At 71.7% G+C, this 16,280-nt stretch carries 14 protein-coding genes; 8 read left to right on the top strand and 6 right to left on the bottom strand.

What is annotated here, in order from left to right; genetic code table 11:
- Nucleotides 1–156: 156 nt before the first annotated feature.
- The 3 genes from HNR25_RS04200 to HNR25_RS04190 all read right to left on the bottom strand — a co-directional run bounded on the left by HNR25_RS04200 (nucleotide 157) and on the right by HNR25_RS04190 (nucleotide 2,932).
- Complete coding sequence (locus tag HNR25_RS04200) at nucleotides 157–915, bottom strand: CoA-transferase subunit beta (RefSeq protein ID WP_184633410.1); 759 nt, start codon at nucleotides 913–915, stop codon at nucleotides 157–159.
- Nucleotide 916: 1 nt separating this feature from the next.
- A complete protein-coding gene (locus HNR25_RS04195) occupies nucleotides 917–1,741 on the bottom strand; it encodes a CoA transferase subunit A (RefSeq protein WP_184633409.1) in 825 nt (274 codons plus the stop codon).
- 375 nt (nucleotides 1,742–2,116) lie between these two features.
- A complete protein-coding gene (locus HNR25_RS04190) occupies nucleotides 2,117–2,932 on the bottom strand; it encodes an IclR family transcriptional regulator domain-containing protein (RefSeq protein ID WP_184633408.1) in 816 nt (271 codons plus the stop codon).
- Nucleotides 2,933–3,370: 438 nt separating this feature from the next.
- Between HNR25_RS04190 and HNR25_RS04185 the strand changes: the two genes are divergently transcribed.
- The 8 genes from HNR25_RS04185 (at nucleotide 3,371) to HNR25_RS04150 (ending at nucleotide 11,244) form a co-directional block, all read left to right on the top strand.
- Nucleotides 3,371–4,501, top strand: a complete 1,131-nt coding sequence (locus HNR25_RS04185; RefSeq protein WP_184633407.1) for a 5-methyltetrahydropteroyltriglutamate--homocysteine S-methyltransferase — start codon at nucleotides 3,371–3,373, stop codon at nucleotides 4,499–4,501.
- A gap of 62 nt (nucleotides 4,502–4,563) precedes the next feature.
- Entirely contained in the window at nucleotides 4,564–5,526 is a 963-nt protein-coding gene (locus HNR25_RS04180; RefSeq protein WP_184633406.1) for an ABC transporter substrate-binding protein, read from the top strand.
- A complete protein-coding gene (locus HNR25_RS04175; protein ID WP_184633405.1) occupies nucleotides 5,523–6,374 on the top strand; it encodes an ABC transporter permease in 852 nt (283 codons plus the stop codon). The genes HNR25_RS04180 and HNR25_RS04175 overlap by 4 nt, the downstream gene beginning before the upstream one ends.
- On the top strand, nucleotides 6,371–7,195 hold the full coding sequence (locus tag HNR25_RS04170; RefSeq protein WP_184633404.1) for an ABC transporter permease: 825 nt from the start codon (nucleotides 6,371–6,373) through the stop codon (nucleotides 7,193–7,195). Before HNR25_RS04175 ends, HNR25_RS04170 begins: the two co-directional genes overlap by 4 nt.
- A gap of 68 nt (nucleotides 7,196–7,263) precedes the next feature.
- Nucleotides 7,264–8,067: an ABC transporter ATP-binding protein gene (locus HNR25_RS04165; RefSeq protein ID WP_184638813.1), complete on the top strand. Its 804-nt coding sequence runs from the start codon at nucleotides 7,264–7,266 to the stop codon at nucleotides 8,065–8,067.
- Nucleotides 8,068–8,210: 143 nt separating this feature from the next.
- A complete protein-coding gene (locus HNR25_RS04160; protein ID WP_184633403.1) occupies nucleotides 8,211–9,671 on the top strand; it encodes a benzaldehyde dehydrogenase in 1,461 nt (486 codons plus the stop codon).
- 377 nt (nucleotides 9,672–10,048) lie between these two features.
- Nucleotides 10,049–10,738 (top strand): RibD family protein, encoded by a 690-nt coding sequence (locus HNR25_RS04155; RefSeq protein ID WP_184633402.1) that lies wholly within the window; start codon nucleotides 10,049–10,051, stop codon nucleotides 10,736–10,738.
- Nucleotides 10,735–11,244, top strand: coding sequence for a cytidine/deoxycytidylate deaminase family protein (locus tag HNR25_RS04150; protein WP_184633401.1), 510 nt, complete (start codon nucleotides 10,735–10,737; stop codon nucleotides 11,242–11,244). The genes HNR25_RS04155 and HNR25_RS04150 overlap by 4 nt, the downstream gene beginning before the upstream one ends.
- A gap of 118 nt (nucleotides 11,245–11,362) precedes the next feature.
- On the opposite strand, the gene HNR25_RS04145 is transcribed toward HNR25_RS04150, so the two are convergent.
- The 3 genes from HNR25_RS04145 to HNR25_RS04135 form a co-directional block, all read right to left on the bottom strand.
- Nucleotides 11,363–13,879, bottom strand: a complete 2,517-nt coding sequence (locus HNR25_RS04145) for a DEAD/DEAH box helicase (RefSeq protein ID WP_184633400.1) — start codon at nucleotides 13,877–13,879, stop codon at nucleotides 11,363–11,365.
- A 95-nt stretch (nucleotides 13,880–13,974) separates the two neighbouring features.
- The gene (locus HNR25_RS04140) at nucleotides 13,975–14,946 is read right to left on the bottom strand and encodes an acetylxylan esterase (RefSeq protein WP_184633399.1); all 972 of its coding nucleotides are present in this window, start codon (nucleotides 14,944–14,946) and stop codon (nucleotides 13,975–13,977) included.
- Between the two features lie 100 nt (nucleotides 14,947–15,046).
- Nucleotides 15,047–16,036 carry a malate dehydrogenase gene (locus HNR25_RS04135; RefSeq protein WP_184633398.1) on the bottom strand — a complete coding sequence of 330 codons (990 nt, stop codon included), beginning with the start codon at nucleotides 16,034–16,036 and terminating at the stop codon, nucleotides 15,047–15,049.
- Between the last annotated feature and the right edge of the window lie 244 nt (nucleotides 16,037–16,280).

Below are 16,280 nucleotides of genomic sequence, written 5' to 3'. Positions count from 1 at the left end.
GAGGAGCCGGCGGGGGGCGGCGACGCGCGCCGCCGCCCGGCTCGGCTCGCCGCGTCCTGCGGCCTGTGGGGCGTATCGCCGGTGCAACACTGCTTATCAGTCCCGTGTACCCGCCGCGGGTCCGCTCCCCGGTTTCCCGGTGCTTTCCCTGGTCCTCTAGTCCCGCCCGGTCAGCGAACGCAGCACTGCCAGCTCTTCGGCTGTGGGCTCGGGGGTGGTGGCCAGGTCGGGGGAGACGGCCAGTTCCCAGCCGGTGGCGGCGCGGACGTCGTCGACGGTGACGCCCGCGTGCAGCTGCACCAGGGTCAGTTCCCGGGTGCCGGGGTCGGGTTTGAGTACGCCCAGGTCGGTGATGACGCGGGTGGGGCCGGCGCCGCGCAGCCCCAGGCGGTCGCGGTCGCCGGGGCCGCGGCCGTGGCCGACCGACGTCACGAAGTCGGCGCGGTCCACGAAGGTGCGTGCGCTCTGGCGGACGATCACGACGACCTCACGGCAGGACGCGGCGATCTCGGGCGCGCCGCCGGCGCCGGGAAGGCGCACCTTGGGGTCGGCGTAGTCGCCGATGACGGTGGTGTTGATGTTGGCGTAGCGGTCGATCTGGGCTGCGCCGAGGAAGCCGACGTCGATGCGGCCCGGTTGGAGCCAGTAGTTGAAGACTTCGGGCACCGAGACGACGGTGTCGGCGGTTTCGGCGAGCACGCCGTCGCCGATGGACAGCGGAAGCGTGTCGGGGCGGGTGCCCAGGGTTCCCGACTCGTAGATCATCCACAGGTCCCGCGCGTGGGTGCGGCAGGCGAGGTTGGCGGCGGTGCTGGGTAGGCCGATGCCTACGAAGCAGGCCATCTCGGAGGTCAGGGCGTGGGCGGCGGCCACCGTCATCATCTCGTCCGAGGTATAGCCGGTCGCTGTCGTCATCTCATCCTGCCTTTCCGGGCAGCGGGGCGTCGGCGCCCACGTCGTCCTTCAGCCATGCGGCGAACTTCTCGCGCTCGCGGCTGACGACGTCCCAGTCCTGGTAAGCGCCGTTGTCCCGGGCGTAGTAACCGTGGGCGTAGGAGGGGCGGGAGCCGCCGGGGACGACCGACACCGCGCTGACGACGCGGGCGGGCAGGATCACCTGGCCGGGGACGGGGTCGAGTTCGTCGACGATCTCCTCGACGGTGACCAGGGACCGCTCGGCGGCCAGCACGGCCTCCTTCTGGATGCCGGTGATGCCCCAGAGCTGGACGTTGCCGTGGCGGTCGGCCCGCTGGGCGTGCACGATCGCGACGTCGGGGTTGAGGGCGGGGACGGCGGCCAGGTGCTCGCCGGTGAAGGGGCACTCGACGGTTTTGATGGTCTCGGTCTGGCCGACGAGGTCGGTTCCGGCGTAGCCGCGCAGTACCGCGAAGGGGAGGCCGGAGGCTCCGGCGACGTAGCGGTTGGCCATGCCCGCGTGGCTGTGCTCCTCGATCTCCAGGGGGCGGGGCCAGCCGTGCTGGATGGCGTCGCGGAACCGGTGGAGGGAGCCCACTCCGGGGTTGCCGCCCCAGGAGAAGACGAGTTTCGCGGCGCAGCCCGCACCGATCAGCTGGTCGTAGACGATGTCGGGGGTCATGCGGGCCAGAGTGAGGTCGCGCCTGCCCTGCCGGATGATCTCGTGGCCGGCGGCCACCGGGATCAGGTGGGTGAAGCCCTCCAGCGCGACCGTGTCCGAGTCGCCGACGAGTTCGCGTACACCCTCGTCCAGCGGCACGATCATAAGCGGATCCAAATCTGTTCGTATGCCGAATGGATGTTCTTAATACGCACATCATTGCCGACAGTCATCCCATGGGTCAAGACCGGATGACCCCGGTGCGAACGACCCTGGGTGAGCAGGCGGTGCGCGGGAATCCAGCGGCGGGGCGACCCTCGGTGATCACGGCGCCGGGCGGTTCGGGGGGACGCGGGGCCGCCGCAGGGGGCGGTGCGATCGGCGCGGGGTGCGGGACTGTGCGGGCCGCGGGTGCTCCGGGCGTGCCCTCGGCGGCGGCGCGGCGCGGCGGGGCCCAGCGGTGGCGCCGGGTGGGCCGGTGGAGCGGAGCGCAGTGGCCCGAGCGGGCGGCGGCCGGAAAGAAGGGCGCCGCGGCGGGCGTCAGAGGTGGCCCGACGCTCGCTGGGAGATCTCCAGGTCGGCCTCGATGCGCGCGGCCGAGGCCAGTAGCGCGGGCAGCAGGTCGCGCCGGATGTCCTCCACCGAGGACCGGCTGGCGTGCGCCGAGACGTTGACCGCCGCGACCACCCGGCCCTCGCGGTCGCGCACGGGTGCGGCCACCGAGCGCAGCCCTTCCTCCAGCTCCTGGTCGACCAGCGACCATCCCTGGTTGCGCACCCGTTCGATCTCGGCGCGCAGCCGGCCGGGCGTCGTCAGCGTGTAAGCGGTCAGCCGCGCCAGGTCGGTGCCGTCCAGGTAGGCGTCGAGCTCGTCGACCGGTCGGCCCGCCAGCAGCACCCGCCCCATCGACGTCGCATACGCCGGGAAGCGGGTGCCGACGTTGATCGCCACGTTCATGATCCGCGAGGTGGACACCCGGGCCACGTAGACGACGTCGCCGCCGTCGAGCACCGATACCGAGGAGGACTCGTGCAGTTCCGCGGCCAGCCGCTCCAAGTGCGGCTGGGCGACCTCGGGAAGTCCGGCCGAAGACAGGTAGGCATACCCCAGCTCCAGCACCCGCGGCGTCAGCGAGAAAAGCCGGCCGTCGGTGCGCACGTAGCCCATGTCGACCAGAGTGAGCAGGAAGCGGCGGGCCGCGGCGCGGGTGAGCCCGGTGCCTCGCGCGACCTCACTGAGCGTCATCGTCGGGCTCTGCGAGGTGAAGGCGCGGATCACGGCCAGACCGCGCTCCAGCGACTGCACGTAGTGTTCGCCCTTGGGCTGCGCGCCGGTGTCGGTGAGGTCCGTGCTCATGTTCTGTTCCCTTCGGTTTCGGCGGCGCTTCAGGCTGCGCGGGGTGCGCGGCGCACCGCTCCGCGTCCAGGCGCCTAGGGGGATGTTCTCATACCGAACAAGCGGCGCCCCAGGTGACGGCGGGTACCACCGGTGGGGTCATCCGTTATGTAGGGGTTGACGTGGGTGATCACCCTCACTTACGTTCGCTCGAAGAACGCTTGTTCGTATTTCGTACAGCAGAGGGTGGATGCGGTACGGTGCCTAGGCACTCGACCGCGGCTACCGCCCCCGGTGGCGGGCGATCGGGCCATTGCCGCATTCCGGCGAGCAGCCCGGCGGCGGACACCGTCCGCCGCCCGTACCGACCCGGTGCCGCAGCACCCCAGCGGGTGTGCCCGACGCGCCGGACACCCCGCGCCGGAGCGCACCGAGGATCCGAAGGGAGACCGGCGAACGATGACACTCCCCGCCAGGGGCCGCGACGAACCGCCCTTCCGCGCCGACCACGTGGGCAGCCTGCTGCGTCCGCGCCGCCTGCTCGACGCCCGTTCCCGCCACGCCGAAGGCGCGCTCGACGATCACGAGTTGCGCCGGATCGAGGACGACGCGATCCGCGACGTCGTCCGCATGCAGGAAGAAGCCGGGCTGTCCTCGGCCACCGACGGCGAGTTCCGGCGCGCTTCCTGGCACATGGACTTCATCTACCAGCTCGGCGGGATCACCAAGGCGCCCGGCGACCTCAACGTCACCTTCCACAACGAGCAGGGCGACATCGAGTTCACCCCCGCCGCCCTGGAAGTCAGCGGCACCGTCGGGCTGGACCGCACGATTTTCGCCGACGACTTCGCGTTCCTGCGCGACACCGCCACCACCGCCACGCCCAAGCTGACCATCCCTTCGCCGAGCATGGTCCACTACCGCGGCGGGCAGGCCTCCATCGACCCCGGCGTCTACCCCGACACCGAGGACTTCTGGCGCGACCTCTCCGCCGCCTACGCCGAACAGATCCGCCGCATCGGCGAGCTGGGCTGCACCTACCTGCAGCTCGACGACACCAGCCTCGCCTACCTCAACGACCCGCGCCAGCGCGCCATGATCGACGAGCGCGGCGACGACGGCGGCGCGATCCACCGCCGCTACATCGATCAGCTCAACGCCGCCCTCGCGGGCCGTCCCGAAGGCATGCGCGTCACCACGCACATGTGCCGCGGCAACTTCCGCTCCTCCTGGGTGGCCGAGGGCGGCTACGATTACGTCGCCGAGGAACTGTTCGGCACCCTCGACGTCGACGGTTACTTCCTCGAGTTCGACGACGCCCGCTCCGGCGGGTTCGAGCCCCTGCGTTTCGTCCCGCAGGGCAAGTACGTGGCGCTGGGCCTGGTCACGACCAAGCGCGGCGCCCTCGAGAGCAAGGACGACCTCAAGCGCCGCATCGAGGAAGCGAGCCGCTACATCCCGCTCGAACAGCTCTGCCTCGCCCCTCAGTGCGGTTTCTCCAGCACCTCCGAAGGCAACGACCTCACCCACGACGAGCAGGCCGCCAAGCTGCGGCTGATCGTCGAGACCGCTGCCGAGGTCTGGGGATGATCCCCCACTCGCGTCGATGTGAGTGGCGTGTGCCCGACTATTCACCCACCAGGAGACCCAACATGCGCCGGATGACTCTGCCCGTGGCCGCTGTGGTCACACTGCTCGCCAGCACAGCCTGCGGCGGCGGTGGCCAGGAAGGCGGCGACGGCGACGGCGGCGGTAACAAGTCCGTCACCGTCGGAGCGATCCCCATCGTCGACGTCGCGCCCCTGCACCTCGGCGCCGACCAGGGCATCTTCGACAAGCACGGCATCGACTTGGAGATCGAGAACACGACGGGCGGCGCCCAGGCCGTGCCCAGCGTCGTCTCCGGCGACTACGACTTCGCCTTCGGCAACATCACCTCGATCATCGTCGGGCGCAGCAACGATCTGCCGCTGACGATCGTCTCCAACGGCGTCACGAGCACCGGTGAGCAGGGCGCCGACTTCGGCGGCGTCGTGGCGCCCGAAGGCAGCGACATCACCGATGCCAAGGACCTCGAAGACAAGACCGTCGCGGTGAACAACCTGGAGAACATCGGCGACACCACCGTCCGCAACTCCATCCGCGAGGACGGCGGCGACTCCGACACCGTGGAGTTCGTCGAGCTGCCCTTCCCAGAGATGCCGGCCGCTCTCGACCGCGGCGACGTCGACGCCGCCTGGGTCGTCGAGCCGTTCCTGACCTCCTCGCTCAACGGCGGAGCCACCGAGGTCGCCTCCAACTTCGTCGACGCCGACCCCGACCTGTCGGTGGCCTATTACTTCACCACCGAGCAGATGATCAACGAGGATCCCGAGCTGGTGGACGACTTCACCGCCGCCATCAACGAGTCCCTCACCTACGCCGAGGACAACCCGGACGCGGCCCGCGACATCCTCGGCGACTATACCGAGCTCGACTCCGAAGCCATCGACCAGATCCGCCTGCCGCGCTGGCCCACCGAGAACTACCAGGAGCCCGCCCAGTCGGTCGCCGACCTGATGATGCACGACGGCGTCATCGAGTCCCAGCCCGACATGGACGCCCTGTTCCGATGAAGACCGCTACCGCCGACACCGCGCGTCCCCCCGCCCGTCCCTCCGGGGCGGGGGGACGCCCCCGCACTCTGCGCCGCCCGCCCGACCGCGCCGTGCTGGGGACCATCGGAGTCATCGGCTTCCTGCTGCTGTGGGAAGCGGTTCCGCGCATCGGCCTGGTCCCCTCCCGCTTCCTGCCGCCGGCCTCGGAGGTGCTCGCCACGCTCGGCGAGCGGCTGGTGCTCGCCCGGTTCTGGACCGCCGTCGGCGACACCGTGCTCACGTGGGCGATCGGCCTGGGCATCGCCTTCGCCGCCGCCGCTCTGCTGGGATTCGTCGTGGGATCGATCCCCGTGCTGCGGGCCTTCACCTCCTCGACGGTGGAGTTCCTGCGCCCCATCCCCTCGGTGGCGCTCATCCCGCTGGCGATCCTGCTCTACGGCACCGACATGGCCTCGACGCTGCTGCTCGTGGTCTACGCGGCGTTCTGGCAGATCTACATCCAGGTCCTCTACGGGGTCTCCGACATCGACCCGGTCGCCGAGCAGACCGCTCGCTCCTACGGACTCGGGCGGCTGGCGCGGCTGCGCTATGTCGCCTGGCCCTCGGCACTGCCCTACGTCCTGACGGGGCTGCGCCTGGGTGCGGCGGTGGCGCTCATCCTGACCATCACCGGACAGCTGGTCATCGGCACGCCCGGCCTGGGCCAGGAGATCTCCGTCGCCAAGAACAGCAACGCGACCGAGCTGGTCTACGCGCTCATCATCGCCACCGGCGCCCTCGGTGTCGCCGTCAACGTCGGCGTGCGGGCACTGGAGCGGCGGACGCTGAGCTGGCATCCCTCGGTCCGCGGAGAGGAGAACGCGTGAGCGCCGCAAGCACCACCGCGCGCACCGCAGCGCGAAACCCCGGCGCGGCCCGGATCGTGCTGCGCGTCTTGCACATCGTGCTGCTGCCGCTGCTGCTCATCGGTATCTGGTGGGTCGCCAGCCTCGCGACGGGCCTGTACTACCTGCCCACGCCCGGCGAGATCGCCGCGACCTTCGTCGAAGTCTGGGGAACCGAGCGACTGGCAGCCGACGTGCTGCCCAGCATCGGACGCCTGATCGGCGGCTTCGCCCTGGGCACCGTCCTCGGCGCGGCCCTGGGCATCGTCCTCGGGCTCTCCGCCCGCCTGCGGGCGCTGCTGGAGCCCGTCCTGGAGTTCTTCCGCGCGATCCCGCCCCCGGTGCTGGTCCCGTTGCTGATGCTGTTCGTCGGTGTCAACACCACGATGAAACTCGCGGTGATCGTCTCCGGATGCATCTGGCCCATCCTGCTCAACACCATCGAGGGAGTGCGGGCCGTCGATCCGGTGCTGGCCGACACCTGCCGCTGCTACGGCATCCGCGGCCGGCGCTGGCTGACCACGCTCGTGCTGCGCTCCGCCAGCCCGCAGATCATGGCGGGCATGCGCCAGGGCCTGTCGATCGCGATCATCCTGATGGTGATCAGCGAGATGTTCGCCAGCAGCAGCGGACTGGGATACACGATCATCCAGTTCCAGCGCACCTTCGCCATCCCGGAGATGTGGAGCGGCATCCTGCTGCTCGGCCTGCTCGGATTCGGGCTCTCCGTGCTGTTCGGCCTCGCGGAACGCAGGGTTTTGTACTGGTACAACGGCGTGCGCGCAGCGGCGCGCGGGGAGTGAGCGCGACCATGGCCACCACACCGACCGCACCGGCACCCGAGACCACCGCCCCGCACGAGAAGGCACCCATGCTCGACGTCACCGGACTGCAGAAGATCTACCCGGGCCAGCAGGGCGAGGTCGAGGCGCTGCGCGACCTGACCTTCGAACTCGGCCAGGGAGAGCTGGCCTGCCTCGTCGGGCCTTCCGGGTGCGGCAAGACGACGCTGCTCAAGTGCATCGCCGGACTGATGCGCCCCAGCTCCGGCAGCGTCGTGCTGGCCGGGAACTCCATCACCGGGCCGCCTCCGGACATGGCCGTCGTCTTCCAGGAGTACGGCCGCAGCCTGTTCCCGTGGCTGCGCGTGCGCGACAACGTCGAACTGCCGCTCAAGGAGAAGAAGCTGCCCAAGCGGCGCCGCCGCGAGCTCAGCGACGAAGCGCTCGACGCCGTGGGCCTGCTCAAGTCGGCCGACGCCTACCCGTGGCAGCTCTCCGGCGGCATGCAGCAGCGCGTCGCCATCGCCCGCGCCATCGCCTACGAGCCCCGCGTTCTGCTCATGGACGAGCCCTTCGCCGCGGTCGACGCCCAGACCCGGGCGGACCTGGAGGACCTCATCCGCACGCTGTGGAAGCGGTTCTCCATGACGGTCCTGTTCGTCACCCACGACATCGACGAAGCCGTCTACCTGGGCGAGCGCGTCCTGGTGATGTCGTCTTCGCCGACGGTCATCCAAGACGACGTGACCATCGACCTGCCCGCCGAACGCGACCAGATCAACACCCGCGGCGAACACCGCTTCGCCGAACTGCGGACGCGCATCTACGCCGAGATCCGCAACGCCTCCCAGGCCGCGGCGGCCCGGCCGCAGGAGGCGGGCCGGGCCGGGTAGCGCCTGCTGCGGCACGCGAGCGCGGTGGGGCGGGCGCCGCACACGAACACGGCGGGCGTCGGCGCCCGCCGATCGGCCACACCGGGCGCGGCGGCACACCGCCGCCGCGCCCGGCCCGTGATCCTTCGACGCGAGGAGCGACCATGACACTGCTCAACGACCGCCAGTGGCGCGGCAACGTCTTCACCGGCGCGTGGCAGCCCGCCCAGGGCGGCACCGCCCCGGTCACCTCGCCGGCCACCGGCGACGAACTGGGCCTGATCGGCCACGCCGGGGCCGCCGACGTCGCCGAGGCCGCCGAGCGCGCCGCCACGGCCCAGAAGGACTGGGCGGCCCGGTCCTTCGAGGAGCGCGCCGCGGTGCTGCGCCGCGCCGGCGCCGTTTTCGAGGACAACACCGACGAGATCGCCTCCTGGCTGCGCGCCGAGGCCGGATCCGCGGCGGGCAAGGCCGGTTTCGAAGCCCACCTGGCCGTGACCGAGTCCTACGAGTGCGCGGCGCTGGCCTCCCAGCCCACCGGCGAAGTGCTGCGCAGCGCCCAGCCGCGGCTGAGCCTGGCGCGCCGCGTGCCGGCCGGCGTCGTCGGCGTCATCGCCCCCTTCAACTTCCCGCTGATCCTGGGCATGCGCTCGGTCGCCCCGGCGCTGGCCCTGGGCAACGCCGTCATCCTCAAGCCCGACCCGCGTACCGCCGTCTCCGGCGGCGCCGTGATCGCCGAAGTCCTGCGCGAAGCCGGCCTGCCCGAAGGCGTACTGCAAGTCCTGCCCGGCGGGGCCGAAGCCGGCGCCCGACTCGTGGCCGACCCCAACGTCGCCGTCATCTCCTTCACCGGCTCCACCGCCGCCGGCCGCAAGGTCGGCGAGGCCGCCGGACGCCACCTCAAGCGCGCCCACCTGGAGCTCGGCGGCAATTCGCCGCTGGTCGTGCTCGACGACGCCGACGTCGACCGGGCGGCCTCGGCCGGCGCGTGGGGATCGTTCCTGCACCAGGGCCAGATCTGCATGACCACCGGGCGCCACCTGGTGCACGAGTCGCTCGCCGAGGAGTACGCGGAGAAGCTGGCCGCCAAGGCCGACGCGCTCACCGTCGGCGACCCCGTCCGCCAGGACGTCGCCCTGGGCCCGATCATCGACGCCGGCCAGCGCGACCACATCCACGACCTCGTCACCCGCAGCGTCGAGGCCGGCGCCCGCGTGCGCGCCGGCGGCACCTACGACGACCGGTACTACCGGCCCACCGTGCTGGACCGCGTCACCCCCGGCAGCCCGGCCTTCGAGGAGGAGGTCTTCGGGCCCGTGGCGCCGGTCGTCCCCTTCTCCACTCTCGACGAGGCCGCCGAGATCGCCGTCGCCGGCGATTACGGCCTGTCGCTGGGCGTCCTCACCGCGAACCCCATGCGCGGCATGGAGCTGGCCGACCGGATCCCCAGCGGCATCGTGCACATCAACGACCAGACGGTCGACGACGAAGCCGTGGCGCCCTTCGGCGGGGTGGGTGCCTCGGGCACCGGCGCACGCTTCGGCGGCACCCGCGCCAACCTGGAAGCCTTCACCGAGACCCAGTGGGTCACCATGCAGAGCGAGATCCAGCGCTACCCGTTCTAGGCGCACCGCCAGCGCACCCCGGCCATACGGCCCCGGCAGACCGCCGTCCCGGTCGCCGGGGCCGTATGTTGTCCGGCGTAGAACCGCGCCGGCACCGACGGCGGCTACCCGTAAGATGATCCCGGACGGGCCGTGCACCCGCCATCGGACGCCTCCTGAGGAGCATGGTGATGACCGGGCCGCATCTCCCCTCCGGCTCGCCGCTGATCGCGATGCCGGCGATCGCCGCCGTACGCGTCGTCCGGATCGACCGAACCCACTCCGCCGGCGCGTCGGACGCGGGCGGCCGGGATGTGATCTTCGCTACCGGTGTATCGCCGCAGGTCGCAGCGGCGGCTGTTCGAGAGCTGGGGTGCGGCGGGCGCTAGGCTGGCGGCATGCCACGCCCGTACACCCTGCTCAGCTGCGCGATGTCGCTCGACGGGCGCATCGACGACGACGGCCCCGAGCGGCTGCGGCTGTCCTCGCCGGAGGACTTCGACGACGTCGACGAGCTCCGGGCGGGCTGCGACGCCATCCTCGTGGGGGCGGGCACCGTCCGCGCCGACGACCCCCGGCTGCTCGTGCGCTCGCCGGAACGGCGCGCACGGCGGCTCGCCCAGGGGCGCACCGCCGGTCCGGTCCGCGTCGTCCTCAGCGAAAGCGGCGGAATCGATCCGTCCGCGCGCGTGTTCACCACCGGTGACGGTGCCACGCTGGTCTACGTCGACGCCGGCGCCCACGCCGCCGCCGAGCGGCGCTTCGCCGAAGCGGGGAGCGGCACGGAGCTCGTCGCGGCCGGCGGACTCGGCGCCGTCCTGGCCGACCTCGCCGCGCGCGGCGTCGAGCGGCTGCTGGTCGAAGGCGGCACCGGCGTGCACACCCGCTTTTTGACCGCCGGGCTCGCCGACGAGCTGCGGCTGGCCGTCGCGCCCTTCTTCGTCGGCCAGGCCGAAGCGCCCGCCTTCGTGGGACCGGGGGTCTTCGCCGACGGCCCCGACAACCCGATGCGGCTCGCCGAGGCGCGCGCCCTCGGCGACATGGCCATCCTGCGCTACCTGCCCCAGACTCCGGAGCCCCGCCGATGAACCCGTCCCTCTCGCCGACGCCGACCGAAACCGGCCCCAGACCGGGCACCGGCCCCGACCCCACCGACGCCGACCGCTACTGGCTGCGCGCAGCCGTCGCACTCTCCCGCCGGTGCCCGCCGTCGGCGGCCGCGTTCTCCGTCGGCGCGATCCTCGTGGACGCCGGGGGTGCGGTCGTCGCGGACGGCTATTCGCGGCGCGACGACCCCGCCGACCACGCCGAAGAGGCCGCGCTGCGCTCCCTGGCCCCCGACGACCCGCGGTCGGCCTCGGCGACCCTCTACAGCTCTCTGGAGCCCTGCGCGGAGCGGACCTCCCGCACGAGTCCGTGCAGCGACCTCATCCTGGCCACGGCCGTTCCGCGGGTGGTGATCGCCTGGCGCGAGCCCGCTCTGTTCGTCGACGCCGAGGGGGTGGAGCGACTGCGCCGCGCCGGCCGCACGGTCGTGGAGGACGCCGCCCTGGCCGAGGAGGCGCGGGAGGTCAACGCCCACCTCCTGGCCTGATCCCGGTGCCCGGGCCCGCCCCGGAGGCGGGGTCCGCGGCATCCCTCGGACGGTTCCCGGGTGTACCCGCTCGGGCGTCCCGGGCGGGCACACCCCGGATACCTCGGGACCGCCACGGCTAGAGCCGGTTGACGTCGGTCACCCGGACGACGGCGTGGCCGGCCTCGTCGGAGGCGGTGAGGTCGACCTCGGCGCTGATGCCCCAGTCGCGGTCTCCGGCCGGGTCGTGGAAGATCTGGCGGATCCGCCACGTATCGCCGTCCTCCTCGATGAGCAGCATCCCCGGGTTGCGCGCGTCGGGGCCGATTCCGAGCTCGTCGTGCTCGTCGTAGTAGTCCTCCATGGCGGCCTCCCACGACTCGGCGTCCCAACCGTCCTCGCCGTCGAGCTCGCCCAGATCCCGGTAGCGGCCCAGCGCCGCCAGCTCCACGCGCCGGAACATCGTGTTGCGCACCAGAACCCGGAACGCCCGGGGATTGGCGGTGACCGGCTTGACGCGTTCCTCGACCGCTTCCGCCTCGGCGGCCGCGCCGTCGTCGGGATTGGTCAGCTGCTCCCATTCGTCGAGCAGGCTGGAGTCGACCTGGCGCACGAGTTCCCCCAGCCACTCGATCAGGTCGCGCAGATCCTCGGTCTTGGCGTCCTCGGGCACCATCTGGCTGAGGGCTTTGTACGCGCTGGCGAGGTAGCGCAGTACCAGTCCCTCCGAACGCGCCAGCTCGTAATGGCCGACGTACTCGGTGAAGGTCATCGCCCGCTCGTAGAGGTCGCGGGCCACCGACTTGGGGCGCAGCGGATGGTCGCCCACCCACGGGTGGCCGCGCCGGTAGACCTCGTAGGCGTGGTCGAGCAGCTCCTCCAGCGGCTTGGGGTATTCGATCTCCTCCAGCCGCTCCATGCGTTCCTCGTACTCGACGCCGTCGGCCTTCATCTGCGCCACGGCTTCGCCCCGCGCCTTGTTCAGCTGGGCGCCGAGGATCTGGCGGGGGTCGTCCAGGACGGATTCGACCACGGTCAGGACGTCGAGCGGGTACGTCGTGGAGGCCGGGTCGAGCAGCTCCAGTGCCGCGAGCGCGAACGTCGACAGCGGCTGGTTCAGTGCGAAGTCCGGCTGGAGGTCGACGGTCAGCCGGGCGCGGCGGCCGTCGGAGTCGGGCTCGTCCAGGCGCTCCACGATGCCGCCGTCGATCAGCGAGCGGTAGATGGCCACGGCTTCACTGATGTGGCGGCGCTGGGACGCGCGGTCCTCGTGGTTGTCGGTCAGCAGGTGGCGCATGCCCGCGAAGCAGTCGCCCGGCCGGGCCAGGACGCTCAGCAGCATGGCGTTGCTGACCTTGAACCGCGACTTCAGCGGCTCGGGCTCGGCGGCGATCAGCTTCTCGAACGTGTTCTGGTCCCAGCCGACGAAACCGTCGGGCGCCTTCTTGCGTACGACCTTGCGGCGCTTCTTGGGATCGTCGCCGACCTTGGCCAGCGCCTTCTCGTTCTCGATGACGTACTCGGGAGCCTGTACGACCACGTTGCCCACGGTGTCGAAGCCGGCGCGCCCGGCGCGCCCCGCGATCTGGTGGAACTCGCGGGCGCTCAGCCGCCGCACGCGCGAACCGTCGTATTTGCTCAGCGCCGTGAACAGCACCGTGCGGATAGGGACGTTGACGCCCACCCCCAGAGTGTCCGTGCCGCAGATGACCTTGAGCAGGCCGGCTTGGGCGAGCCGCTCGACCAGCCGCCGGTACTTGGGCAGCATGCCCGCGTGGTGCACGCCGATGCCGTGCCGCACGTACCGCGAGAGGTTGCGCCCGAACTTGGTGGTGAAGCGGAATCTGCCGATCTCCTCGGCGATCGCGTCCTTCTCCGCACGCGTGCACATGTTGATGCTGGTCAGGGATTGAGCGCGCTCGACCGCCTGAGCCTGGGTGAAGTGCACGATATAGACCGGCGATTCGCGGGTCTCCAGCAGCTCCTCGAGCGTCTCGTGCAGCGGGGTGGTGCGGTAGGAGTAGTACAGCGGCACCGGCCGTTCGGCGGAGCTGACCACCGTGGTGGCGCGCCCGGTGCGGCGGGTGAGATCGTCCTCGAACCGGCTGACGTCGCCCAGGGTGGCCGACATCAGCAGGAACTGCACCTGCGGAAGTTCCAGCAGCGGCACCTGCCAGGCCCAGCCGCGGTCGGGTTCGCCGTAGAAGTGGAACTCGTCCATGACCACGGTGCCGATGTCGGCGCCGGCGCCGTCGCGCAGCGCGATCTGGGCCAGGACCTCGGCGGTGCAGCACACGATGGGGGCGTCGGCGTTGACACTGGCGTCGCCGGTCATCATGCCGACGTTGTCGGTGCCGAAGATCGCGCACAGCTCGAAGAACCGCTCCGAGACCAGGGCTTTGATGGGTGCGGTGTAGAACGCGCACTCGTCGCGGGCCAGCGCCGCGAACAGCGCGCCGGAGGCGACCAGGCTCTTGCCGGATCCGGTGGGGGTGCTCAGGATGACGTTGGACCCCGACACCACCTCGATGAGGGATTCCTCCTGGTGCTGGTACAGGGTGAGCCCGCGCTCCTCGGCCCACGACGCGAACGACTCGAAAACGGTGTCGGGTTCAGGGCGGGCGGGAAGCTGATCGATGAGACTCACGCATTCCATACTGCCTGCTCCCGGTGACCGTCCGGGCCACTCGTCCACAGGCGCCGCGCCGGCCCCCGTCCGGACGGGGGCCGGCGCGGGCGGGACCGGGGCTCTCAGCCCACGTGCTCGGCGAGGAAGGCGAGGTTGCGCTCGACGGCGAACACGCCGCCGCCCTCGTGGCCGTTGAACTCCCACAGCCGCATCCGCTTCGGGCCGGCGTAGGCGTTGTACACCGCATAGCAGGTGGAGGGAGGTGTCACCGGATCCATCCCGGCGGCGCTGAACGCCGCGGGGGCGGTCGCGCGCGAGGCGAAGTTGAGCGCGTCGGCATAGGCCAGGGTGGTGAAGACGCGCTCGGTGCTGTCGCGGTGCGCGCGGCAGTACTCGGAGATCTCCAGGTAGGGCCCCTCTGCGGCGACCTCGGCCGCCCGCCGGAAGTGCGACAGGAACGGCACGTCGGCGACGACGGCCGCCACGCCCGGTGCCAGCGCGCCCGCGGCCACGGCGAGCCCGCCGCCCTGGCTGCCGCCGGCGACGGCGACGCGGTCGGGATCGACGCTGTCGAGGGTGCGGGCCGCCGCCACCGCGCGCACGGCGTCGGTGATGACCCGGCGGTAGTAGTAGTGGCGCGGGTCGAGGACGCCCTTGGTCATGAAGCCGGGCCGGTGCGGGTGCGGGGAGCCTTCGGGGTCGGGGGTGTCGCCGGTGCCCTTCTCCGAGGTTCCCTGCCCGCGGACGTCCATCACCAGTTGGGCGTAGCCGCACGAGGCGTACTCCAGGGCGTCCAGCGGGCTGGAGCGGCCGTTGCCGTAGCCGGGGTAGCGCACGACGCAGGGCAGCCGCCCGCTGCGGTGCCGGGGGAGGGCCAGCCAGGCTTTGACGGGGTGCCCGCCGTAGCCGGAGAAGCTGACGTCGAAGACCTCCAGCGTCGTGAGCGGGCCCGGGTAGGGGACGGCGACGGCGGCGGCGTCGTGGCGGGCGGCCTCGTCGAGGGTCTGGGCCCAGAAGTCGTCGAAGTCGGCGGGGGCGGTGGCGGCGGCGCTGTAGCGGGGGAGGTCGTCGAAGAGAAGGTCGGTTCGCGGCATGGGCGCCATCGTAGGAAAAGGGCCCCGGCATACGACGGGTGCGGCCCCCTGAAGGGCGCCGCACCCGCAACGGCGCGCGTCGCGCCGGGAACCGGACCGGTCAGACCAGGCCGAGCTTGCTGACGGTGTCGCGCTCCTCGACGAGTTCCCGGACGGAGGCGTCGATGCGCTCGCGGGAGAACGAACCGTGATCCAGGCCCTGCACGATCTCCCACCGGCCGCCGCGGGAAACGGCCGGGAACGAGGAGATGATGCCCTCGGGGACGCCGTAGGAGCCGTCGGAGGGGAAGGCCGCGGAGGTCCAGTCGCCCTCGGGCGTTCCGTTGACCCAGTCGTAGACGTGGTCGACGGCGGCGTTGGCGGCGGAGGCGGCCGAGGACGCCCCGCGGGCCTCGATGATGGCGGCGCCGCGCTTGGCGACGGTCGGGATGAACGTGTCGCGCAGCCAGGCTTCGTCGCCGATCCGCTGGGCGGCGTTGGCGCCGCCGACCTCGGCGTGGAAGACGTCGGGGTACTGCGTCGCCGAGTGGTTGCCCCAGATGGTGAGCTTCGCGATGTCGGTGACCGAGGTCCCGGTCTTCTTGGCCAGCTGGGTCAGGGCCCGGTTGTGGTCCAGACGGGTCATGGCGTTGAAGCGGTCGGCCGGCACGTCGGGCGCGTGCGCCTGGGCGATGAGGGCGTTGGTGTTGGCGGGGTTGCCCACCACCAGCACCCGCACGTCGTCGGCGGCGCCGGCGTTGATCGCCTCGCCCTGCGGCTTGAAGATGCCGCCGTTGGCCTCCAGCAGGTCGCCGCGTTCCATGCCCTGGCTACGCGGGCGCGCGCCCACGAGCAGGGCGACGTTGGTGCCGGCGAACGCCTGGCGCGCGTCGTCGAAGATGTCGATCCCCTTCAGCAGGGGGAACGCGCAGTCGTCCAGCTCCATCGCCGTGCCCTCGGCGGCGGTGACGGCCTGCGGGATCTCCAGCAGACGCAGCTTGACGGGCGTGTCGGGGCCCAGAAGCTGACCCGAGGCGATGCGGAACAGCAGCGCGTAGCCGATCTGGCCGGCTGCCCCGGTGACGGTGACGTTGACAGGTACTTGGGCCATGACCTTCTTCTCCTGAGACGTTTGTGCGACCGGCGATGCTATCCGCGGCCCCGCGGCCTGCCGGCGTCCGCCCCCGCACACGGCACCCCGCCGGCGCTGCCGACCGGCGCCGCGAAACCCCACCCTAGCCGTGCCGCGGCGCGTACCGGCGTCCCGCCCCACCTGCGCGGGCGGCCCGCCCGGCGGGGACGGCGGCGCGGTCGCCCGGCGGCGCTCTCCCCAGCGGGTTTCCGGCAGAATGGGA

Source organism: Streptomonospora salina (assembly GCF_014204715.1).
GTDB classification, from domain to species: domain Bacteria; phylum Actinomycetota; class Actinomycetes; order Streptosporangiales; family Streptosporangiaceae; genus Streptomonospora; species Streptomonospora salina.
This window is presented reverse-complemented; position numbering and strand designations above follow the sequence as displayed.